Origin of the sequence: Massilia putida, assembly GCF_001941825.1 — a bacterium.
Lineage (GTDB): Bacteria > Pseudomonadota > Gammaproteobacteria > Burkholderiales > Burkholderiaceae_D > Telluria > Telluria putida.
The window spans coordinates 5,522,101-5,543,813 of record NZ_CP019038.1; the positions used below are offsets into that span (position 1 = coordinate 5,522,101).

General features: G+C 64.9%; 14 protein-coding genes. 11 read left to right on the plus strand and 3 right to left on the minus strand.

Translation table 11 applies throughout. The features are described from left to right. Positions 1 to 33 precede the first annotated feature (33 nt). Positions 34 to 846, plus strand: a complete 813-nt coding sequence (locus BVG12_RS26725) for a prohibitin family protein (RefSeq protein WP_075795047.1) — start codon at positions 34 to 36, stop codon at positions 844 to 846. Positions 847 to 1,050: 204 nt separating this feature from the next. On the opposite strand, the gene BVG12_RS26730 is transcribed toward BVG12_RS26725, so the two are convergent. Next, the gene (locus tag BVG12_RS26730) at positions 1,051 to 3,531 is read right to left on the minus strand and encodes a TonB-dependent receptor (RefSeq protein WP_229503723.1); all 2,481 of its coding nucleotides are present in this window, start codon (positions 3,529 to 3,531) and stop codon (positions 1,051 to 1,053) included. A 280-nt stretch (positions 3,532 to 3,811) separates the two neighbouring features. On the opposite strand from BVG12_RS26730, the gene BVG12_RS26735 reads away from it, so the two are divergent. Genes BVG12_RS26735 through BVG12_RS26750 form a run of 4 tightly spaced genes read left to right on the plus strand, consistent with a single transcriptional unit; the run spans position 3,812 to position 9,108 of the window. Further along, entirely contained in the window at positions 3,812 to 4,774 is a 963-nt protein-coding gene (locus tag BVG12_RS26735) for a LacI family DNA-binding transcriptional regulator (RefSeq protein ID WP_179966297.1), read from the plus strand. 55 nt (positions 4,775 to 4,829) lie between these two features. Continuing rightward, positions 4,830 to 7,157 carry a glycoside hydrolase family 65 protein gene (locus BVG12_RS26740; RefSeq protein ID WP_075796576.1) on the plus strand — a complete coding sequence of 776 codons (2,328 nt, stop codon included), beginning with the start codon at positions 4,830 to 4,832 and terminating at the stop codon, positions 7,155 to 7,157. Beyond that, a complete protein-coding gene (pgmB, locus tag BVG12_RS26745; protein WP_075795049.1) occupies positions 7,154 to 7,798 on the plus strand; it encodes a beta-phosphoglucomutase in 645 nt (214 codons plus the stop codon). Before BVG12_RS26740 ends, pgmB begins: the two co-directional genes overlap by 4 nt. Positions 7,799 to 7,845: 47 nt before the next feature. After that, the gene (locus BVG12_RS26750) at positions 7,846 to 9,108 is read left to right on the plus strand and encodes an MFS transporter (RefSeq protein WP_075795050.1); all 1,263 of its coding nucleotides are present in this window, start codon (positions 7,846 to 7,848) and stop codon (positions 9,106 to 9,108) included. A 137-nt stretch (positions 9,109 to 9,245) separates the two neighbouring features. Here BVG12_RS26750 and BVG12_RS26755 read toward each other — a convergent pair whose 3' ends face one another. Together BVG12_RS26755 and BVG12_RS26760 are read right to left on the minus strand one after the other, a co-directional pair. Beyond that, positions 9,246 to 11,366 (minus strand): putative bifunctional diguanylate cyclase/phosphodiesterase, encoded by a 2,121-nt coding sequence (locus BVG12_RS26755; RefSeq protein WP_083685458.1) that lies wholly within the window; start codon positions 11,364 to 11,366, stop codon positions 9,246 to 9,248. Positions 11,367 to 11,500: 134 nt separating this feature from the next. After that, on the minus strand, positions 11,501 to 12,310 hold the full coding sequence (locus tag BVG12_RS26760) for a hypothetical protein (RefSeq protein WP_083685460.1): 810 nt from the start codon (positions 12,308 to 12,310) through the stop codon (positions 11,501 to 11,503). A 219-nt stretch (positions 12,311 to 12,529) separates the two neighbouring features. On the opposite strand from BVG12_RS26760, the gene BVG12_RS26765 reads away from it, so the two are divergent. The 6 genes from BVG12_RS26765 to BVG12_RS26790 all read left to right on the plus strand — a co-directional run bounded on the left by BVG12_RS26765 (position 12,530) and on the right by BVG12_RS26790 (position 21,595). Then, positions 12,530 to 15,169, plus strand: a complete 2,640-nt coding sequence (locus BVG12_RS26765; protein ID WP_075795051.1) for a TonB-dependent receptor — start codon at positions 12,530 to 12,532, stop codon at positions 15,167 to 15,169. A gap of 84 nt (positions 15,170 to 15,253) precedes the next feature. Next, positions 15,254 to 16,606, plus strand: coding sequence for an MFS transporter (locus BVG12_RS26770; RefSeq protein ID WP_075795052.1), 1,353 nt, complete (start codon positions 15,254 to 15,256; stop codon positions 16,604 to 16,606). A gap of 179 nt (positions 16,607 to 16,785) precedes the next feature. Further along, on the plus strand, positions 16,786 to 17,733 hold the full coding sequence (locus tag BVG12_RS26775; RefSeq protein ID WP_075795053.1) for a glycoside hydrolase family 43 protein: 948 nt from the start codon (positions 16,786 to 16,788) through the stop codon (positions 17,731 to 17,733). A gap of 12 nt (positions 17,734 to 17,745) precedes the next feature. Continuing rightward, complete coding sequence (locus BVG12_RS26780) at positions 17,746 to 18,804, plus strand: aldose epimerase family protein (protein ID WP_075795054.1); 1,059 nt, start codon at positions 17,746 to 17,748, stop codon at positions 18,802 to 18,804. A gap of 15 nt (positions 18,805 to 18,819) precedes the next feature. Further along, positions 18,820 to 19,704 carry an SMP-30/gluconolactonase/LRE family protein gene (locus tag BVG12_RS26785; protein ID WP_075795055.1) on the plus strand — a complete coding sequence of 295 codons (885 nt, stop codon included), beginning with the start codon at positions 18,820 to 18,822 and terminating at the stop codon, positions 19,702 to 19,704. A 148-nt stretch (positions 19,705 to 19,852) separates the two neighbouring features. After that, positions 19,853 to 21,595 (plus strand): IlvD/Edd family dehydratase, encoded by a 1,743-nt coding sequence (locus tag BVG12_RS26790; protein ID WP_075795056.1) that lies wholly within the window; start codon positions 19,853 to 19,855, stop codon positions 21,593 to 21,595. The last annotated feature ends 118 nt before the right edge of the window (positions 21,596 to 21,713 follow it).

Below are 21,713 nucleotides of genomic sequence, written 5' to 3' on the forward strand. Positions count from 1 at the left end.
GTCTGTCGTCAATATAGCTGAAAGGGAATCAAAATGAATCGAGTGTCATTGAATGCGGGCAAAAAGCTCGTCGTCGCGATCGTCGTGCTGATCCTGTTGTTCGCGCTGGCGCCGTTCGGGACGGTGCCGGCGGGCTCGAGAGGCGTGATGACGACGTTCGGCAGCCCGAGCGACCAGGTGCTGAGCGAGGGCATCCACTTCCGCGTGCCGCTGGCGCAAAAGCTCAACCTCGTCAACGTCTCGATCCAGAAGGGCGAGGGCGAGGGCGACGCCGCCTCGCGCGACCTGCAGACCGTGCACACCCGCGTGGCGCTGAACTACCACGTGCGGCCGGACGCCGCGATGACGGTGTTCCGCGACCTGGGCAACGAGCCGGGCCAGCGCATCATCATCCCGTCCGTGCAGGAAGCGGTGAAGGCCGTCACGGCGCGCTTCACGGCGGAAGAGCTGATCGCCAAGCGGACCGACGTGCGCGACCAGATCATCGCCCAGCTGCGCGAACGGCTGGCCCGCCACGGCATCGTGGTCGACGAATTCTCGATCGTGAACTTCAATTTCTCGCGCTCGTTCAACGACGCGATCGAAGCGAAGACGACGGCCGAGCAGCTCAAACTGAAGGCCGAACGCGACCTGCAGCGCATCGAAGTGGAAGCGAAGCAGCGCGTGGCCCAGGCGCGCGCCGAGGCCGAATCGCTGGCCGTGCAGCGCCAGCAGGTGACGCCGGAACTGATCCGCCTGCGCGAGATGGAAAACCAGCGCCTGGCCATCGAGAAATGGGACGGCAAGCTGCCCAATGTGGCGGGCGGCGCGATCCCGTTCATCAACGTCGCGGCCGCGACGAAATGAGTTGTCGCTTTCCGGGCGTAGCGTGGACCTCCCGTGCCAGGCAGACGTTTGCGGTCCGCGGACGTTCGGTGGGCACGTTTCATTTGCGGCCCCGGCCTCAAATGCCCACCCGACGGCAATTGCGATTCGACGGGTCTTGACGAAAAAAAGCGGGACCGAAGTCCCGCCAAGAGGGTACAGCAGAAGAGGAGATGAAGCGTTACATCAGAAGCGGTAGGTCAGCGAGGCTTCCCACGCACGGCCGAAGATCGGACGGGCGTTGATCGGGCCGACGCTGGCGCCGACCAGGCGCGAGTTACCTTCCGTCAGGCCGAGCGCGTTGTTGACGTTGGTGCCGGTGACGCGGAATTCCAGCTTGTCCGACAGCTCGGCCAGGATGCCCAGGTCCAGCGTGTTATACGACGGCAGGTACTGGGTGTTCTGCTGGTCGGCCCAGCGCGCGCCCACGTGCGCGTAGGTGCCGTAGAAGCGCAGCGCGTAATCGCCGATCGGCAGGCGGTAGCTCGGCGAGAAGCGGTACTGGAACTTCGGCTGGCGCTGCACCTGGTTGCCGGCGATGGTCGGATTGTCCTTGTACGTCGAATCCTGCCAGTCGCCCGTCAGCTGCAGCTGCAGGCCCGTGATCGGGCGCACGGCCAGTTCGAATTCCACCCCCTTGCCGTGCGAGCCGCTCACCGAATACAGCACGCCCGTCGTCGTGATCTGCTGGAACGAGATACCCGTGAAGTCCGTGAAGAACGCGTTCACGTAGGCGCTGTACAGCGGGGTCGCGGTCTTGTAGCCGATCTCGTATTGCGTGACTTTCGGCGTCGGGACGCGGTTGCGGTCGTTCACCACGTCCTGGCTGCCGGCGTTGCGCAGGTCGTCGAAGTAGATGAACGTGTGGCCCTGGTTGGCGCGCACGAACACGCTCGAATCGCGCGTCAGTTTATACAGGCCGCCGGCCGTGAACGAGTTGGCGGTGTCGTCGCGCGACAGGCCCGTGAAGCTGCCGCTCGGCATGGAGGTGCCGTTGTTGTACACGGTCAGCGGGTTGTTGTCCGTGTCGCCCGAGGTCAGGTTCGAGATCGAGCCCGAGATGTGCTGCTTCTCGTGGCGCATACCGGCGTCGACCTTCATGCGGTCGTTGATGCGCCATTCGTCCGCCAGGAACACGGCCGTGTTGTGGCCGTCGTACGACGCGATCGGCGCGTAGAACACGTTGCCGTCCGTGCCGTTTTTCGACACGATGGCGCCGTTGTTCAGCTTGACGTCGATGAGGCGCGCGTTCGGCGTGGCCGTCATCAAGTGGCTGTTGCCGAGGTACCAGACGTCGTGCGACGAATAGTTGGCGATGTAGGCGCCGGCCGTGATCGTGTTGTTGTAGCCGATATCCTTGCTGACGCGGAATTCGTCCGTGAACGAGCGCAGCTTTTTCTCGACGGCCCACAGGCCCGCCTGCACCACCTGCTGGTTGCCTGCGACGGCGCCGCCGCCGTTCGTGTACGTGATGGCGCCGCTCGTGGCCGGTGCGCCGGCCGCCGCGACCACGGCCGCATTGCCGTTGGCGGAAGCAATGGCCTGGCTCACGTAATCGGCCGCGCTCAGCGGGTTGTTACCCGTGAACATGGCGATCGTGTTGAGGTCGCCCTTGAAGTAGTTGAACTTGTTCGACACGTCCCAGCCGTTCAGCTTTTGCTGGAAATCCGCGCCGACCAGGTTCGAGGAGAGGCCGCGGCCTTCGCCCAGGTCGTACGTCAGCGTCTTGCCCGGGCCCGCTTCCACCGTGAAGTTGCGCATCTCGTTGCTCATCAAGGTGCCGCGCAGCGGATCGAAGCCGGGGAACGACGAGATCGTGTGGCCGTTGTTCGACGAGATCAGCGGCACGCCCGTGTAGAACGCGTTCTTGTCGGACGTCGAGCGGGCGTAGACCGTCAGTTCGCCCTGGTCGAGCTTGCGGGTCAGCGAGGCGGACAGCTGGCCGCCGTCGTCGGCCGGGAAGCCGGCGTCGCGCACGCCGTTCGTCGTGCGGTAGAAGCCGCCGATCATGCCGTACCAGCCGTCGGCGATCTTGCCGCTGTAGACGCCGTCGAAGCGGCGCAGGCTGCCGGTGCCCGTCGTGAAGCGCAAGCTGCCTTCCGGCTCGTCGCCGCCTTTCTTCATGATGAAGTTCATCGTGGCGCCCGGCTGGCCGCTCGAATAGATCGTGCTCGGACCGCCGCGCAGCACTTCCACGCGCTCGATCGTGTCGTCCAGGCGGAAGGCGGACGAGCCTTCGAAGAACGACAGCACCGGAACCGGATAGATCGGGTTGCCGTTCATCTGCACGGAGACGAACGGCGAGTCGCTGCCCGACGGGAAGCCGCGCACTTCGATGTTGGCGCCGGACTGGCCGCCCGTCGCTTCGGCGTACACGCCCGGCACGATCTTCAGCACGTCGGCCGTGCTGGACGGCGCGGCCTGCTTCAGCTGTTCCTCGGTCGCGGTCGTGATCGAGAAGCTCGTATCGATCTTGCGCGTGCCGGAGGCCGATGCCGTACCGGTCACGACGACTTGCTGGATTTCTTTCTGGACGTTGTCCTGCGCGGGCACCGGAGAAGCCTGCTGGGCGCTGGCCTGGGAGTGGGCCACGAGGGCGAGGACTGCGAGGGCAACTGCCGACAGTTGCGGGAACTGCATGGTGTTTTTCAGCATGGGGTTATTCATATTGTGCTCTCTTGTGATTGGGAACCGGCTGCGGGGCGTCTCCTCCCCGTTTTCTGCCCGACGTGGTGGTTATCGAGCAAGAATGTTGGCCATTGAAACATTGGATTGACATCGATGTCAATCAAAATGCTATCGATGTCATTTTTTGTCGACACGGCAAAAAAAGATCTGTCATAATGCGTCCCGCTCAAGTAATCTGTTACCGCTACTCCAAGATTTACTGCTCACGAACACTATGGCGCAAGCGAAGAAACCGATAGCCGGCGATTCTGCCGTGACGATGGAAGACCTGGCGAAGATCGCAGGCGTCTCCACGATCACGGTATCGCGTGCGCTGCGCGACAGCCCGCTCGTGACGGAAAACACGCGGGAAAAGATCCGCAAGATCGCGCAAGAGCAGGGCTACCGTTTCAACATCAGCGCGCGCAACCTGCGCATGCGCCGTTCGTATTCCGTCGCCGTCGTCGTCGAGATGACGCCCGTGAAGGGGCGGCCGATGTCCGACCCGTATCCGCTCGAACTCCTGGGCGGCATCACGCAGGAATTGACGACGGCCGGCTACAGCGTCGTCCTCACGTCCAAGCAGCTGCTCGACACGGCCCCGGTGCAGGGCGCCGACGGCCTGATCCTGCTGGGCCAGGGCTCGCACGGCGAAGCCGTGAAAGCCCTGCAGCAGACCACGCTGCCCCTCGTCGTCTGGGGCGCGCCGGAAGAGGGCGCCACCTATACCGTCGTCGGTTCCGACAACCGCAAGGGCGGCGCCAGCGTGGCCGAGCGCTTCCTGGAACAGGGCCGGCGCAAGCTGATCTTCGTGGGCGACGTCGACCACGCCGAGGTGCAGGAACGCTGCGCCGGCTTCATCGACGCGCTGTCCGGCCGCGCCACCGTGCACATCCTGCGCCCGAAAGCGTTCACGTTCGAAGCCGGCTTCGACTGCGTGACGTCGCTGCTGAAAAAGAAGAGCGGCCACAGCATCGACGGCCTGTTCGCCGCCAGCGACCTGCTGGCGATGGGCGCCATCCGCGCGCTGACGGAAGCGGGCCTGCGCGTGCCCGACGACATTTCCGTGGTCGGCTACGACGATACGCCGGGCGCTGCCAGCTTCGTGCCGCCGCTCACGAGCGTCCACCAATACCTGCGCGACGGCGGCGTGCTGCTCGCGAAAAAAATGCTGGCCATGATCGATGGCCGGCCGGCGCATTCCGAAATGCTGCCGACCACGCTGATCGTACGTCACACCTGACCGCACCCCAACAAGCATGAAGAACGCGCTCCGCGCACGAGACGAGGAAACCGAAGTGAGTAATGACATCGATAACAATGGCGCCATCGCGGCCGAACCTTGGCGCATCCGCGAGACGGCGTGCGACCCGGCGCGCGCGTTCCTGCACGAGACCCTGTTCACCCTGGGGAACGGCTGGATCGGCATGCGCGGCACACCGGACGAAGGCACGCTCAAGCATGCCGGGCAGACGCTCGAAGGCACTTACCTGAACGGCTTCCACGACACGGAGGCGATCCGCTATCCGGAGAACGCGTATGGCCTGGCACGCGTGAACGAGTTCATGCTGAACGTGCCGAACGCCAAGCGCGTGGCAGCCGTCGTCGATGGCGAACGCTTTTCTCTCGATAGCGGGCGCGTGCTGGCGTGGGAACGCACGCTGGATCTGAAAACCGGCCTGCTCGTGCGCACGGTCGAGTGGGAGACGACGACGGGCAAGCGCCTGCGCATCGCCAGCCGCCGCCTGGTCGCCCTCGCGCGCAAGCATGTGGCCGCGATCGAATACGCCGTCACGCCGCTGAATTTCTCGGGTGCCGTGCGCATCGATGCCGACATCGATGCGGACGTGACCAATCTGCAGGCCGGCGACGATCCGCGCGTCGGGTCGGCGTTGACGGGCCCCTCGCTGATCGAGATTGCGCGCGAGGTCGGCGCGCAGGACGTGCTGCTGTTGCAGCGCACGCGCCACAGCGGTTTTACGCTGGCCACCGCGACGTCGGTCGCCGTATCGGGCGCCGCCCGCGTCGAGCCGGCCGGACTGGGTCACGCCTTCGAGGCCGACCTGCAACAGGGCAGCACGTTCACGCTGCACAAATACGTCGCCTACGCCAGCTCGCGCGACATGGCGGAGGATGCCGTCGGCCCGCACGCGCGCGCCGAACTGGCCCGTACCGAAGCCGCCGGCTTCGATGCGCTCGCGCTGGAACAGGCCGACTACCTGGCCCGCTTCTGGATCGATGCCGACGTCGCCATCGCCGGCGACGACGCCCTGCAGCAGGGCGTGCGCTTCAACCAGTTCCACCTGCTGCAGTCGGTCGGCCGCGACGGCAAGACGAATATCGCGGCCAAGGGCGTGACGGGAGAGGGCTATGAAGGGCACTATTTCTGGGACACGGAAATCTATGTGTTCCCGTTCTTCCTGTTCTCGCGTCCCGAGATCGCGCGCGCGCTGCTGCAGTACCGCTACAACGGCCTGCCCAAGGCGCGCGAGCGGGCCCGCCAGATGGCGCACGACAAGGGCGCGCTGTACCCGTGGCGCACGATCGCGGGCGAGGAATGCTCGGCCTATTTCCCGGCCGGTACCGCGCAATACCACATCAACGCGGACGTCGCGTACTCGATCCGCCTGTACCTGCTGGCCACCGGCGACTTCGACTTCATGGCGGAGCAGGGGGCCGAGATCGTGCTCGAGACGGCCCGCATCTGGACGGGCATCGGCGGCTACGACCGCAAGGGGCGCTTCTGCATCAACGAAGTGACGGGACCGGACGAATACACGGCCCTCGTCAACAACAATTACTACACGAACGCGATGGCGCGCATGCACATGACGTTCGCGGCGGACGTCGCCGAGCGCCTGCGCGCGGAACGCCCCGCCGACTACGCGCGCGTGGCGAACGCCATCGGGCTCGCGGACGGCGAGATCAAGGCCTGGCGCGACGCCAGCGCCGCGATGTTCCTGCCGTACGACGCCGATCTCGGCATCCACGAGCAGGACGACAGCTTTCTCTCCAAGAAGCCGTGGGATTTCGACAACACGCCGAAAGAGAACTACCCGCTGCTGCTCAACTACCACCCGCTCGTCATCTACCGCCACCAGGTGTGCAAGCAGGCGGACGTCGTGCTGGCGCTGCTGCTGTTGTCGAACCAGTTCTCGCTGGACGACAAGCGCCGCGACTTCGACTTTTATGAACGCGTGACGACGCACGATTCCTCGCTGTCCTCGTGCATCTTCAGCATCGTCGCGAGCGAAGTCGGTTACCGCGACAAGGCCTACGACTACTTCATGGAGACGGCGCGCCTGGACCTCGACAACACGCACGCGAATACGCAGTACGGCGTGCACACGGCCGCGATGGCCGGCACGTGGCTCGGCGTCGCGTACGGCTTCGCGGGCATGCGCCTCGACGACGCCGGCCTGCGCTTCGCGCCCACGCTCCCCGATCGGTGGACGGGCTACCGCTTCAAGGTGCAGGCGCACGGCGCATTGCTGGACGTCGCCGTCGACGCCACGGGCACGGACTACCGCCTGCTGCGCGGCGAACGGCTGACGTTCGCGCATGCCGGCACCACGATCACACTCGACGCGCAGCGCGCGCACATCCGCATGGAGAACCAGTCATGAGCACCCGCTTCAAAGCCGTCATCTTCGACCTCGACGGCGTCATCACCGACACGGCGCACTACCACTACCTGGCGTGGAAGCGCCTCGCGGACAGCGTCGACGCGCCGTTCGACGAAGCGTTCAACGAGCAGCTGAAGGGCGTCGACCGCATGGGATCCCTGGGGCTGATCCTCGCGCGCGCGCCGCGCGCGTACACGCCTGAGGAAAAGCGTAAGCTGGCGGATGCGAAGAACGGCCATTATCAGGAACTGATCGCGACGATGACCCCGGGCGACCTGCTGCCGGGCGCCCTGCGCGCGCTGGAAGAGGTGCGCGCGGCGGGCTTGAAGATCGGCCTCGCGTCCGTCAGCCGCAACGCGTTCACGGTGCTGGACCGCCTGGGCATCCGCGACCGCTTCGACGACGTCGTCGATGCCGCCACCGTCGTCAACGGCAAGCCGGACCCGGAGATCTTCCTGACGGCGGCCGCGCACCTCGGCGTGCCGCCCGCGGACTGCCTGGGCGTGGAAGATGCGGCGGCCGGCGTCGCGTCGATCAAGGATGCGGGCATGTTCGCGGTGGGCGTCGGCAATCCGGAGGTCTTGTACCGGGCCGACCGCGTGATACCGTCGATGGAAGCGTTCCGGCTCGAAGACTACTGACGCGCGCGTCACGATAAAACGATCATAAAAACTGAGCGGAGACAAACGTGAACCAACGACGCATCCTGCTGGCCCTGTTTCTCATCTACTTCATGTTCGCCATCCTGCTCAACAGCGTGGGCACGGTGATCCTGCAGGTCATTCATAACTATGGCGTCGACAAGGGCGCGGCGAGCGTGCTGGAAGGGTTCAAGGACCTGCCGATCGCGATCGTGTCGTTCCTCGTCGCGTCGACGCTGCCGCGCTTCGGCTACAAGAAGGCGATGCTGCTGGCGCTCGCGATCGTCGCCGTCGCCACGCTGGCGATGCCGCTGATGCCGGCATTCGCCACGGCCAAGCTGCTGTTCCTGTGCGTGGGCGTCGCGTTCGCGCTGGCGAAAGTCTCGGTGTACTCGACCATCGGCCTCGTCGCGCGCGACCGCAAGCAGCATGCCGGCATCACGAATCTGCTGGAAGGTTTTTTCATGGTGGGGGTGCTGTCGGCGTACTGGATCTTCGGCTTCTTCATCGATTCCGACCACCCCGAGTCGACCAGTTGGCTGAACGTGTACTGGCTGCTCTCCGGCCTGTGCGCGGCCACGTTCCTGCTCGTGCTGTCGACCTCCTTCGACGAGCGCGGCGCGGCGGCGCCGCACAGCCGCGGACCGGCCGCCGATTTCGTCGAGATGCTGCGCCTGTTCGCCCGTCCCCTCGTGTGCGTGTTCGTGCTGACGGCTTTCCTGTACGTGCTCGTCGAGCAGGCCGTCGGCACGTGGCTCCCCACCTTCAACAACGAGATCCTGAAGCTGCCCGCCGCGATGAGCGTGCAGGTGACGAGCATCTACGCGGGCTGCCTGGCGGTGGGGCGCTTGTCGGCCGGTGTCATCATGCGCCGCCTGAACTGGTATCCGGTGCTGTCCGTGTGCATGCTGGCGATGGGCGCCACGGTGGTTCTTACGCTGCCGCTGACGCACGGCGTCAACCATGATCCGAACGTGACGTGGTCGACGGCGCCGGTGGCGGCGTTCCTGTTCCCGCTCATCGGCCTGTTCATGGCGCCGATCTACCCGGGCATCAATTCCGTGATGCTCAGTTCTCTCCCGCGCCACCAGCACGCGCCGATGACGGGGCTGCTCGTGATCTTTTCCGCGCTGGGCGGCACGACCGGGTCGCTGATCACGGGGTATGTGTTCGGGCATGTCAACGGGCATTTCGCGTTCTACCTGACGCTCGTGCCGATCGTGCTGATGCTGGGGAGCCTGTACGCGTTCAAGCGGCAGGTGGAAAAGAACGCGTCGGAGACCGTGACGCCGGCGCACGAGGCCGCGTAACCGCCGTTCCCGCGAAAGCGGGAACCCGTACTGGGCAACAGGAATCGGTACGCAGGACACACGCCAGTGTTCTGGAACGACAGACTTCGGAAGCCCAGCATGGATCCCGGGCCGCGCGGGAACGACGGCGCCAATGATTACGAATCCGGTTGATAGCACCCCGGATCCGCTTGTTGAGGCTCGGTGCGTTGCGCCAGCAGCAGCGCGCGGAAGTCGCTCGCGCGCATCGGCTTGCCGATCAGGTAGCCCTGCAACACATCGCACCCCGTCGAGCGGATCGCTTCCTTCTGCAGCTCCGTCTCGATGCCTTCGCAGATCACATCCAGCTTGAGCGACTTGGCGAACGCGATCACGCCGTTGACGATGTCGAGGCAGCGGCGGTCCTGTTCGATTTCGCGCACGAACGAGCGGTCGATCTTGATCGCGGTGATCGGCAGCTGGCGCAGGTACGACAGGTTGGAATAGCCGGTGCCGAAGTCGTCGAGGGCGATGCGAAAGCCCACGCTCTGCAATGAACTCAGCACCAGCGCGGCCTTGTCGATGTCCTGCATCAGCATGCTTTCCGTCACCTCCAGCTTGATGCACTCGGCGTCCAGGCCGTAGCGCGCCACGATGTTCTTCAGCAGCGGGGGCAGGTTCTCGTCCATCAGCTGGCGCGGCGAAACGTTCACCGCCATCCGCAGGCGGTAGCCCAGCAACTCCCATTCCCGCGCCTGGCGGCAGGCCTCCTCGCACACCCACGCGCCGACGGCCGTGATGGCGGGCGAGCCTTCCAGCATCGGCAGGAAAAGGTCGGGGCCCAGCAGGCCGAGACGCGGATGTTCCCAGCGCAGCAGCGCTTCCGCGCCGACGACGGCACCGTTGACGGCGCTGACCTGCGGCTGGTAGAACAGCACGAACTGGCGCCGGTCGAGGGCCGAGAACACTTCCTGACGCAGTTCCAGGCGCTGCTTGAGCAGATGGCGCGCGTGCGTCGAGAACACGGCGAACGTGTGGCGGCCGTTGTCCTTGGCCTCGTACATGGCGGCGTCCGCGTTGTTGAGCAGTTCGTCGGCCGTGTATTCGCGGCCGCTGCCGATCGCGATGCCGATGCTGGCGCCGACCGCCACATGCTGGCCGTCGACCGGAATCGGTGTCGCCAGCTCTTGCAGGACGGCGCTTGCTATGGCCTTCGCGCCCTCCGTATCCATCTCTTCGAGCACGAACACGAATTCGTCGCCGCTGATGCGCGCCACCGTGACGCCGGCGCGTGCGAGCGCGCCGAGGCGGCGTCCGATTTCCTGCAGCACCGTGTCGCCGGCGCGGTGGCCGTGGGCGTCGTTGACTTCCTTGAAGTGGTCGAGGTCGACGAACAGCACGCCCACGGGATGCTCTTCCTCGACCGAGCGCGCGAGCGCGTCGTCGAGCGTGCGCAGGCAGGAAAAGCGGTTGTGCAGGCCCGTCAGGCTGTCGTGCGTGGCCAGATGCATGAGCCGCTGCTCGCCTTCCTTGCGTTCGGTAACGTCGGCATAGAACACGGTCAGCCCTTCGCGCGACGGATAGGCACGCACTTCGATCCACATGCCCAGCGGTTCGTAATAGCTCTCGCAAGTGGCGAATTCGTGCTCGTCCATCGCTCGCTTATACGTCTGGTAGAACGGCCCGCCCACCGCTTCGGGAAATTCCTTCCACAGGTGCTTGCCGATCAGGTCTTCCGGACGGCGCCCGATCGCGTCCGCGCCGCGCGCATTGATGTAGGTGATGCGCCAGTCGCGGTCGACCGAGAAGCAGCCGTCGGACACGCTTTCCAGGACGGTGCTCAGGCGCTCGCGCGCCTGCACGACCGCGTGCTGCGCTTCGACCACTTCCGTCACGTCCTGCAGGAAGGCGACGAAGTGCGTGGGCGCGGCGCCGTCTTCGCGCACGGGGAACAGGTGCATGCGGCTCCAGAACAGGCTGCCGTCCTTGCGGTAGTTGCGCAGCAGTGCCGTGCTGATCTCGGCATGCTCCACGGCGTGGCGGATGAGAGCGATCCCCGGCTGGTCGCGGTCGTCGCGCTGCAGGAAACGGCAGTTGCGGCCGACGACTTCGTACAGCGCGTAGCCCGTCATGCGTTCGAACGCGGGGTTGACGTAGGCGACGGGATTGTCCGGCAGGCTCGCGTCGGAAATGATGATGCCCGTGTTGCTCGCCTCGATCAGCCGCTTGAAGAATGGGACGGGCAGCTGCTCGATTTTGTCGAGGATTGAGCGTACCTCTTCAGGAGAGCAATTCTGCATGATCGTCTACCTTCGCGCTTGACGAGTGCAGTGTAACGCCGGGCGCGTTCCGTATGCAGCACGAAAGACAGCTGTGTACGCATGTTGTTTCCCCCCGGCTGGAAGCGGACGCTGCCGCGCGCCGAACCCGCGTGTTACGCCACGCCCAGCGCCGCCATGCGGGCGCGCAGCGCGACCCGGTCCGCGTCGATCTGCGCGCCGTTCGTGCGGCTCGACAAGGCGGCCCTGTCCTTGCGGCCGAGGAAGTAGGCGATGCGTTCGGCGTTGGCGCCGGACGGGTGCGGAATGCCGTGCAGGATCCGGTCCGCCGGCAGCACGCCGCGCCGCGCCAGCCAGTCGAGCGCGCGGCCGACCTTCGGACCCAGCGGCACGTAGACGGCGCCGGGCAGCGCGAGCGCCTCGCGCGCGAAATAGTCGAGCAGCTGGGCCTGCAGCAGCGGTGTCGTCAGCATGTTCGGCGACGCGCCGTTGTAGTTCTTGTGGTCGACGAAGACCGGGTGGCGCAGCACCGCCGTCACGTGCATCAGGTGCGCGTGCTCGCCGAACAGCGTGGCGCAGCTGGCGATGCCGAGCCAGCGCTGCAGGCCCACGTGATCGAGCAGGGCGACGAGGTTCGGGCGGATGGCGCCGGAAAACGCGCCGGTGTACTTGGCGGCGCGCAGCACCGCTTCGTCCGTTACCGCCTCCGGCGCCTGATGCGCCATCTGGCGCCGCGCCTCGCGCACCGCGTTCTTCCATTGCACGAAACCGGGCGCGATCCCGACGAGCACCAGGCGCGCCGCGCGGTTCACGTAATCGAACGGGATGTAGTGCGCGCTGATGCCGCCCGCGCGCGCCAGCAGGAAGCCGTCGGGGATCTGCGCCGGCGTCGCGACGGCGTCCGGATCGGTGTTCAGGATCAGGTCGCGGAACGCGGAAAACGTGGCGGGAGCGGTGGTCGACATGGTTTCAGGAAAATGGTGGATTCCCGCATTGTGCCATGTGAAATCGTTGTCAGCCTTCGTCGGCGTGTTCAATTGATATGAAAAACGGTATCGAAGTTGCGGAAAAATTGATTGGATCGTTCTCAATCGAGCGCCTACCATTACCGTCAAGCATTCCAGTTCTGAAAGCGTCTCAGCCTTTCAGAAACATAACAATACTTACAGAGAAATAGGAGACGTATGGAACCCATCGCAGCGGGCCGGTTCGCGCCCGCCACCCGGACCTTCGCATTGCGCGGCACTGTCGCTGCACTCATGGGCATCGGCCTGTTGACGAGCGTCTCCGTACGCGCCCAGGACGCCGGCGCCGCCCAAGAGGCCAACCAGGCCAACGGCAGCAACGTCGTGGTCGTCAGCGGCCAGCGCCAGGCGGCGCAGAGCGCCCAGACGATCAAGAAGAACGCCGAGCAGGTGCTCGATTCGATCGTCGCCGACGACATCGGCAAGTTCCCGGACAAGAACGTCGCCGAGATCCTCGGCCGCGTCACCGGCGTCCAGATCGTTCGCGAGAACGGCGAGGCCGGACGCATCGTCGTGCGCGGCCTCGGCGGCGTGACCACGCTCTTCAATGGCCGCGAAATGTTCACGGCCGCCGGCCGTTCGCTGTTCCTCGCCGACGTGCCCGTCTCGATGCTGCAGCGCGTGGACGTGTACAAATCGCAGGGCGCCGACATGGTCGAAGGGGGCACCTCGGGCGTCATCGACGTGCGCACGTTCCGGCCGTTCGACTTCAAGGGCGAGCAGATCGCCATCAACACCCGTGCCGAGCACCGCGACAAGGCCGGCAAGACCGATCCGCAGGTCGGCGGCCTGTGGTCGAACCGCTGGAAGACCGGCATCGGCGAAGTCGGCCTGCTGGGCGGCCTGTCGTACCAGCGCGGCCGCTACCAGGACGAAGTGGCGTGGGCTGCCCCGGGCGTCAAATACACCCAGCCTGCCGGCGTGATCGGTACGGACACCCTCGGCCGCGTGATGACCACTGGCGACCGCAAGCGCCTGGCCGCGAATTTCTCGGCCCAATGGCGCCCGAACCGCGACATGCAACTCTACGCGGAAGGTTTCGGCACCAAGATCGATCACGATTCGCAGAGCATCTTCTTCGTCGGCGGCCTGCCGATCAATAACCCGGCGTCGACCGTCACCACCTTCTCCGGCACGAATTACCTCGACACGATCAGCAACCCGAGTGTCAACACGTTCACGCTGAGCTCGACGCAGGCGCGCCGCGACTGGTCCAAGGGCAGCCAGGGCGCGATCGGCGGCATCTGGGACGTGACGTCGTCCGTGCGCGTGAGCTCGGAACTGGTGCGCACCGTGTCCACGTACCGCCAGTCGAACCCGATCCTGGACACGATCTATAACGCACCGAAGGCGGTCAGCGGCAGCATCCGCGACGGCGGCGGCTTCCTGACCTACCCGGGCGTCAATATGACGGATCCGTCCAACTGGACGATGTTCGCCTTCTTCGACAACCATAACCACTCGAACGGCAGCGCCAACGACTGGCGCGGCGACGTCACCTGGACCCCGGAAAACGACGGCGTGCTGAAGGAATTGACGGGGGGCGTGCGCTGGGCCCAGCGCGACGCATCGTATGCCCACGAGCTGAACAACTACTCGTCGGCGCCGGACCAGTGGGGCCCGAACGCGATCAAGGTCACCAGCATCCCGGGCCTGTCGTGCACCAGCCCGGCCACTGGCGGCAACTACGGCATGAACCAGTTCTTCGCGCCGTGCTATGAATACCTGCTGAACAATACGGGCGTGGTCCGCAAGGCCATCACCGGCAGCAGCGCCGACAAGCCGGACGATCCTCTGTCGTACTACGCCGACCGCGAAACGACGTCGGCACTGTACGGCAAGGCCAAGATCGGCTTCGACGCGTTTTCGGTGCCGGTCGAGGGCACGGTCGGCGTGCGTGTCGTGCATACCCGCCAGAGCATCGTCGGCAACTCGCGTGACCTCAACAACGTGATCTCGCCGGTGGCCGTCAGCACCAGCAACACCGACGTGCTGCCGAGCTTGAACGTGCGCGCCAATTTCCGTGACGACCTGGTCGGCCGTATCGTGGCCGGCAAGGCGATCGAGCGCGCCGGATTCGGCGACTTCAACCCGGGCCTGATCCTGTATCCGTCGACCAACACGACGATGGCGACGGGTACGGCCGGCAACCCGAACCTGAAGCCGCAGGAAGGCCGCAACGTCGATGTCGCCCTGGAGTGGTACTTCTCCAAGGACGGTTCCCTGACCGGTACGCTGTTCAACCACGACTTCAAGAACTTCCTGCGTCACAAGTCGACGACGGAGACCTACAACGGCGCCAACTATTTCGTCGACCGTCCGTACAACGCGGACACGGGCAAGCTGTACGGCTTCGAGGCGGCCTACCAGCAATTCTTCAGCAGCCTGCCGGGCTGGATGAGCGGACTGGGCATGCAGGCGAACTTCACCTTCATGAACGGGGGCCTGACCGAGCCGGATGGCACGCGCAACACGTTCCCGGGCATGTCCAAGAAAGCCTACAACCTGGTCGGCCTGTACGAGCGCGGCCCGTGGTCGGCGCGCGTGGCGTACAGCTGGCGCGACAAGTTCGTGGACACGTACAACTACCGCAACCTGGGTTTCAACCTGATCGTCGACCCGATCAAGACCCTGGACGCGTCGGTCTCGTACAAGATCACGGAGCAGCTGACCGTGACGCTGGACGGCAGCAACCTGCTGAACGAGGCATACCACGACTACCACGGCGTGCCGGAACTGCCGCGTGACGTGCGCCGTTACGACCGCGTCGTGGGTCTGGCTCTGCGCTGGAAACATTGATCACGGCGTCTGATCGATAGGCAATATTGAGGGTGCTACTCGGAAAATCCGCGTAGCACCCTGTTCGTTTGGAAGGAAGTCCGCATGCAAACCCAGAAACTTTCCACTCTCGAAAAAGTGGGCTTCGGCGCCGGCGACATGGCGCTCAACGTGGTGATCTCGTCGATGATGCTGATTATCACCATCTTCTACACAGACATCTACGGCTTGAAGACCAGCGACCTGGCCTTGCTGTTCATGCTCGTCAAGTTCATCGGTGCGATGTCGGACTTCGCCACCGGCCAGCTGACCGACAGCTTTCTCTCACGCTGGGGCCGCTACCGGCCCTGGCTGCTGTTCCTGGCCGTGCCGTATGGCCTGTCCGTCTTTTTCGTGTTCACCACGCCGGACTGGAATTACGACGCCAAGCTCGTCTGGGCTTACTCCACGTATATCGTGATGACGCTGATGACGTCGGGCGTGGGCGTCTCCTATATCTCGCTGCCCAGCGCGCTGACGGCGGACCCGCAGGAACGCCTGTCGGCCAACGGCTACCGCCTGTTCCTGGCCAAGATCGGCGCGTTCATGGTGACGATCGTCGTCCCCATCCTGGCCGAGCGCTGGGGCCATGGCAATCCGGCCGCCGGCTACCAGGCGGCGATGGCGCTGATGGCCTTGCTGGGCACCGTGCTGTTCCTGTTCTGCTTCTTCACGACGACCGAGCGCGTCGTCTACAAGGTCGCGCGCCAGCCGCTGGGCGAGCAGATCGCCGTGCTGGCGAAGAACGACCAGTGGCTGTACCTGGCCGGCGCCTGCGTGACGGGCACGATCGGCTACGTGATCCGCGGCTCCGTCGCCGCCTATTACGCCAAATACTATCTGCATGGCGACACGGGCGTCGTCTCCGCCTTCCTGTCGACGGGCGTGGCGGCGGCCATCATCGCGATGGTCATCTCGACCTGGGTCACCAAGTTCTATTGCAAGGTCAAGCTGTTCCGCTACACGCAGCTGATCGTGGCCGTGCTGTCCGTGCTGATCTATTTCCTCGTCAAGCCAGGCGACACGATGCTGGCGTTCGTGCTGTATTTCGCACTGTCGCTGATCGTCGATCTGCATGCGCCCGTGTTCTGGTCCGCCATCGCCGAGACCATCGACTACGGCCAGCTGAAGACGGGCAAGCGCGTCTCCGGCTTCGCCTTCGGCGGCATCTCCATCGCGCAGAAGGTCGGCATGGGGATCGCCGGCGGCATGATCGGCGTGCTGCTCACCTATTTCCAGTACCAGCCGAACCAGGAGCAGACGCCGCTGGCGCTGCAGGGCATCGCGCTGATGCTGTCCGTGATTCCGGGCTTCTTCCATTTCCTGATGGGGGCGCTGATGTTCAAGTACCGCATCAGCGATGAGTATTACTCGACCGTCAAGGAAGACCTGCGGGCGAGCCAGGTGGCGGCGGGCTGACAACGAATGTTTGAACGTCATTCCCGCGCAAGCCGGAATCCAAACACCGTTTCCGGCGAAGCAAATGCCGGCTGTGCGGCACACTGAATATGGATCCCGCGGGGCCGCCCAGGATGCGCGGGGAGTCATTTCTGGCAGTGCCGGGAATGACGGTTTTTAATGTAACGATGAGAATAGCTATGGAAACCGTTCTTACACCCCTGATCGAACAACGCGCCGACCCGTACATCTACAAGCACACGGACGGCTATTACTACTTCACCGCCTCGGTCCCGCAATACGACCGCATCGAACTGCGCCGCGCGAAAACCATCGCCGAACTGGCGACGGCACCGACCGTCGACGCGTGGATCAAGCCGGACACGGGCCCGTACAGCGAATTGATCTGGGCACCGGAACTGCATTTCAATATGGGCGCGTGGTACGTCTATTTCGCCGCCGCGCCGAGCCGCGAGATCAAGTATAAGCTGTTCCAGCACCGCATGTACGCGATCCGCAATACGAACGCCAATCCGCTCGAAGGCACGTGGGAATTCATGGGCCAGGTCGATACGGGCATCGACACGTTCTGCCTGGACGCGACCACGTTCAACCACAACGGTGTGCTGTACTACCTGTGGGCGCAAAAGGACAACGAGATCGAAGGCAACTCGAACCTGTACATCGCGAACATGAAGACGCCGTGGCAGATCGAGGGCAAGCCGGTGCTGCTGTCCAAGCCGGAACACGACTGGGAAATCCGCGGATTCTGGGTCAACGAGGGACCGTCCGTCCTGCGCCGCAACGGCAAGATCTTCATCTCGTATTCCGCCAGCGCCACCGACGAAAACTACGCGATGGGCCTGCTGTGGGCGGACGAGAACGCGGACCTGCTCGATCCGGCGTCGTGGACAAAGTCGCGCGAGCCCGTGTTCCGTACATGCTACGATCACGGCATCTACGGACCCGGCCACAACAGCTTTACGTATGCTGAAGATGGCGATACCGTCATGCTCGTCTACCACGCGCGCACCTATACCGAAATCGTCGGCGATCCGCTGTGGAACCCGGACCGCCACACTTTCGTCAAACCGCTGCGCTGGGACGAGAACGGCATGCCGGTATTCGGGCGGCCTTCCACCCTCTGAGGATATAACAACGTGCAAAACGGAATCACCCAGGTGCCGTTCGGGACCTTGCCCGACGGCAGGCAAGTCGCCGAATACACGCTCAGGAACAATAACGGCATGGTCGTGAAGATCCTCGATTTCGGCGGGATCATCACCGAGATCCACGTCCCGGACCGCGACGGGGTCTTCGCCGACGTGGCGCTGGGCTTCGAGACGCTCGACCCCTATGTCAAGGACAGCCCGTACTTCGGCGCCCTGATCGGCCGCTACGGCAACCGCATTGGCAAAGGCCGCTTCACGCTGGACGGCAAGGAATACCAGCTGACGGTCAACAACGGCAACAACCACCTGCACGGCGGCGACCCGGGCTACGACAAGGTGCTGTGGACGGCGGCCATTGAAGGCGACAGCCTCGTGCTGCGCTACGACAGCCCGGACGGCGAGCAGGGCTACCCGGGCAACCTGGTGGCCACGGTCACGTACCGGCTGACGGACGACAACGAGATCGTCGTGCACTTTTCTGCCGTTACCGACCGGCCGACGCCCGTCAACCTCACGCAGCACAGCTATTTCAACCTGGCGGGCGCGGGGCAGGGCGACATCCTCGGCCACGAGATCACGATCGACGCCGACAAATTCGTGCCCATCGACGCGGAGTCGATCCCGTTCGGCGAACTGGCCCCCGTGACCGGCACGCCGTTCGACTTCCGCAAGCCGCGCACGATCGGCGAGCGCATCGGCCAGCCGGACAAGCAGCTGCGCCACGGCACCGGGTACGACCATTGCTGGGTGCTGAACAGGAAGCCGGGCGAGCGCGGCCTCAAGCGCGCGGTCCACGTGGTCGAACCGGCGTCGGGCCGCGTGCTCGAGTTGTTCACGCAGGAACCGGGTGTGCAGTTCTACAGCGGCAACTTCCTCGACGGCTCGCTGCAGGGCAAGGGCCATCCGTGGATCTTCCGCAGCGGCTTTTGCATCGAGCCCGAGCACTATCCCGATTCGCCCAACCAGCCGGCGTATCCGAACACGATCCTGCGCCCGGGCGAGGTCTATGAAACGGAGTCGCGCTTCCGCTTCTCGGTGGCGCAGTAATCAGGAGAGCACTACATGATGGAACTGGCGGTGGACGGCCGGCATGTGCTGGGGGAGGGGATCATCTGGGACGACAAGGGCGCGCGCCTGTTCTGGACCGACATCGAGCGCAGCGAGTTGTGGTCGCATGCGCCCGCGACGGGCGCGCTGCAGCGCTGGCCGCTGCCGGAGCGCCTGTGTTCGATGGCGCTGACGCATGACGACGGCCGCCTGCTGCTGGGTCTCGCCTCGGGTCTCGCCTTCTTCGACCTTGCGAGCGGCGAACTCGATCGCATCTGCGACGTCGAAGCCGACCTGCCCACCACCCGCCTCAACGACGGCCGTGCCGACCGCCAGGGCCGCTTCGTCTTCGGCGTGTTCAACCAGGCCGAGAACCCGAAGGATCCGATCGGCGGGTTCTACCGCCTGAACCACGACTTGTCGCTGGAGCGCCTGCCGCTGGGCGGCGTCGCCATCGCCAACAGCATCTGCTTCAGCCCGGACGGCCGCACGATGTATTACGCGGACTCGGGCACGCGTGAGATCCGTTGCTGCGATTACGACGTGGACACGGGCGCCGTGGCCAACCCGCGCCAGTTCGTGGCCGCCGACGCCGCCCCCGGCGATCCGGACGGCTCCACGATCGACGCCGACGGCTACCTGTGGAGCACGCGCTGGGGCGCCGGCCAGGTGGTACGCTTCGCGCCGGACGGCCGCATCGACCGCGTATTGACGCTGCCGGCGCCGCAGCCGACCTGTCCCGCGTTCGGCGGTGCAAGGTTGGACGTGTTGTATGTCACGTCGGCAACGGTCGGACTGCGCGCCGGCCAGCTGGCGGATGCGCCGAAATCCGGCGGTGTATTTGCGCAAACCCTGCCGATGCGCGGTCTGACGGAGGTGCGGTTCGCTGGCTGGCGGTGATTGCGGTAACATCGATGTCGATAACGATATCGATTGCTGTTAAAAATTGATTGGAAAGTTATCTGATCGGCCTTTAGACTTCCTCCATCGCTGAGCTTGGCATCACCAAGACACTCAGAACTACAAAAACGACGACGGAGGAAGGAACATGTCCGAGACAAAGAAGAAGCCCACCCTGCGTTCCGCAGCGTGGTTCGGCACCCAGGACAAGAACGGCTTCATGTACCGGAGCTGGATGAAGAACCAGGGTATCCCCGATCACGAATTCCAGGGCAAGCCGATCATCGGCATCTGCAACACCTGGTCCGAACTGACCCCCTGCAACGCCCACTTCCGCAAGCTGGCCGAGCACGTCAAGCGCGGCATCCTGGAGGCGGGCGGCTTCCCGGTCGAATTCCCGGTCTTCTCGAACGGCGAATCGAACCTGCGTCCGACCGCCATGCTGACCCGTAACCTGGCCAGCATGGACGTCGAAGAATCCATCCGCGGCAACCCGATGGACGGCGTCGTCCTGCTGGTCGGCTGCGACAAGACCACGCCGGCCCTGCTGATGGGCGCGGCCAGCGTCGACCTGCCGACGATCGTCGTCACCGGCGGCCCGATGCTGAACGGTAAGCTGAACGGCAAGGACATCGGTTCCGGCACCGCCGTCTGGCAGCTGCACGAGCAGGCCAAGGGCGGCCAGATCACGATGCACGACTTCCTCGCCGCCGAGGCGGGCCACTCGCGCTCGGCCGGCACCTGCAACACGATGGGCACCGCGTCGACGATGGCCTGCATGGCCGAATCGCTGGGCACCTCGCTGCCGCACAATGCCGCGATCCCCGCCGTCGATGCACGCCGCTACGTGCTGGCCCACATGTCGGGCATGCGCATCGTCGAGATGGTCAACGAAGATCTGAAGCTGTCGAAGATCCTCAAGCGCGAGAACTTCGAAAACGCGATCCGCGTGAACGCCGCCATCGGCGGTTCGACCAACGCCGTGATCCACCTGAAGGCCATCGCCGGCCGCGTGGGCGTGCCGCTGGAGCTGGAAGACTGGACCGCCATCGGCAAGGGCACCCCGACCATCGTCGACCTGCTGCCGTCCGGCCGCTTCCTGATGGAAGAGTTTTATTACGCCGGCGGCCTGCCGGGCGTGATCCGCCGCCTGGGCGAACACAACCTGCTGCCGCACAAGGACGCGCTGACCGTCAACGGCAAGACGCTGTGGGAAAACAACCAGGACGCGCCGATCTACAACGATGAAGTCATCCGCAAGATCGACAACCCGCTGATCGACGACGGCGGCATCTGCATCCTGCGCGGTAACCTCTCGCCACGCGGCGCCGTGCTGAAACCGTCGGCCGCGTCCCCGCACCTGATGAAGCACCGCGGCAAGGCCGTCGTGTTCGAAGACTTCGACCACTACAAGCAGCGCATCAATGATCCCGACCTGGACGTCGACGAGAACTCGGTCCTCGTGATGAAGAACTGCGGTCCGAAGGGTTATCCGGGCATGGCCGAAGTGGGCAATATGGGGCTGCCGCCGAAGCTGCTGGCCAAGGGCATCACCGACATGGTCCGCATCTCGGACGCGCGCATGAGCGGCACCGCCTACGGCACCGTCGTGCTGCACGTGGCGCCGGAAGCGATGGCCGGCGGCCCGCTGGGCATCGTCAAGGACGGCGACTTCATCGAACTCGATTGCAAGGCCGGCCGCCTGCACCTGGACGTGCCGGACGAGGAGATCCAGACCCGCCTGGCCGACCGCGCCGAGAACCAGAAGGAGGCGCCGCGCACCGGTTACGCGGGCCTGTACCTGGACCACGTGCTGCAGGCGGACGAGGGGTGCGACTTCGACTTCCTCGTCGGCTGCCGCGGTTCGGCCGTGCCCAAGCATTCACATTGATTACGTATCCGCGTGGGCACGGGGTGCCCACCCTGCGCACGTTGCGTTGACGTAGGGTGGGCGCCCCGAGCCCACGTGTTCATTGCCTGCATCGCGGCAAACGCCGCGCGAAGGAGAC

Excerpts from the sequence above, each read along its gene's own strand:
- BVG12_RS26725 (WP_075795047.1), top strand. The coding sequence starts at position 34 with ATGAATCGAGTGTCATTGAATGCGGGCAAAAAGCTCGTCGTCGCGATC.
- BVG12_RS26730 (WP_229503723.1), bottom strand. The coding sequence starts at position 3,531 with ATGAATAACCCCATGCTGAAAAACACCATGCAGTTCCCGCAACTGTCG.
- BVG12_RS26735 (WP_179966297.1), top strand. The coding sequence starts at position 3,812 with ATGGAAGACCTGGCGAAGATCGCAGGCGTCTCCACGATCACGGTATCG.
- pgmB (WP_075795049.1), top strand. The coding sequence starts at position 7,154 with ATGAGCACCCGCTTCAAAGCCGTCATCTTCGACCTCGACGGCGTCATC.
- BVG12_RS26755 (WP_083685458.1), bottom strand. The coding sequence starts at position 11,366 with ATGCAGAATTGCTCTCCTGAAGAGGTACGCTCAATCCTCGACAAAATC.
- BVG12_RS26760 (WP_083685460.1), bottom strand. The coding sequence starts at position 12,310 with ATGTCGACCACCGCTCCCGCCACGTTTTCCGCGTTCCGCGACCTGATC.
- BVG12_RS26765 (WP_075795051.1), top strand. The coding sequence starts at position 12,530 with ATGGAACCCATCGCAGCGGGCCGGTTCGCGCCCGCCACCCGGACCTTC.
- BVG12_RS26770 (WP_075795052.1), top strand. The coding sequence starts at position 15,254 with ATGCAAACCCAGAAACTTTCCACTCTCGAAAAAGTGGGCTTCGGCGCC.
- BVG12_RS26775 (WP_075795053.1), top strand. The coding sequence starts at position 16,786 with ATGGAAACCGTTCTTACACCCCTGATCGAACAACGCGCCGACCCGTAC.
- BVG12_RS26785 (WP_075795055.1), top strand. The coding sequence starts at position 18,820 with ATGATGGAACTGGCGGTGGACGGCCGGCATGTGCTGGGGGAGGGGATC.
- BVG12_RS26790 (WP_075795056.1), top strand. The coding sequence starts at position 19,853 with ATGTCCGAGACAAAGAAGAAGCCCACCCTGCGTTCCGCAGCGTGGTTC.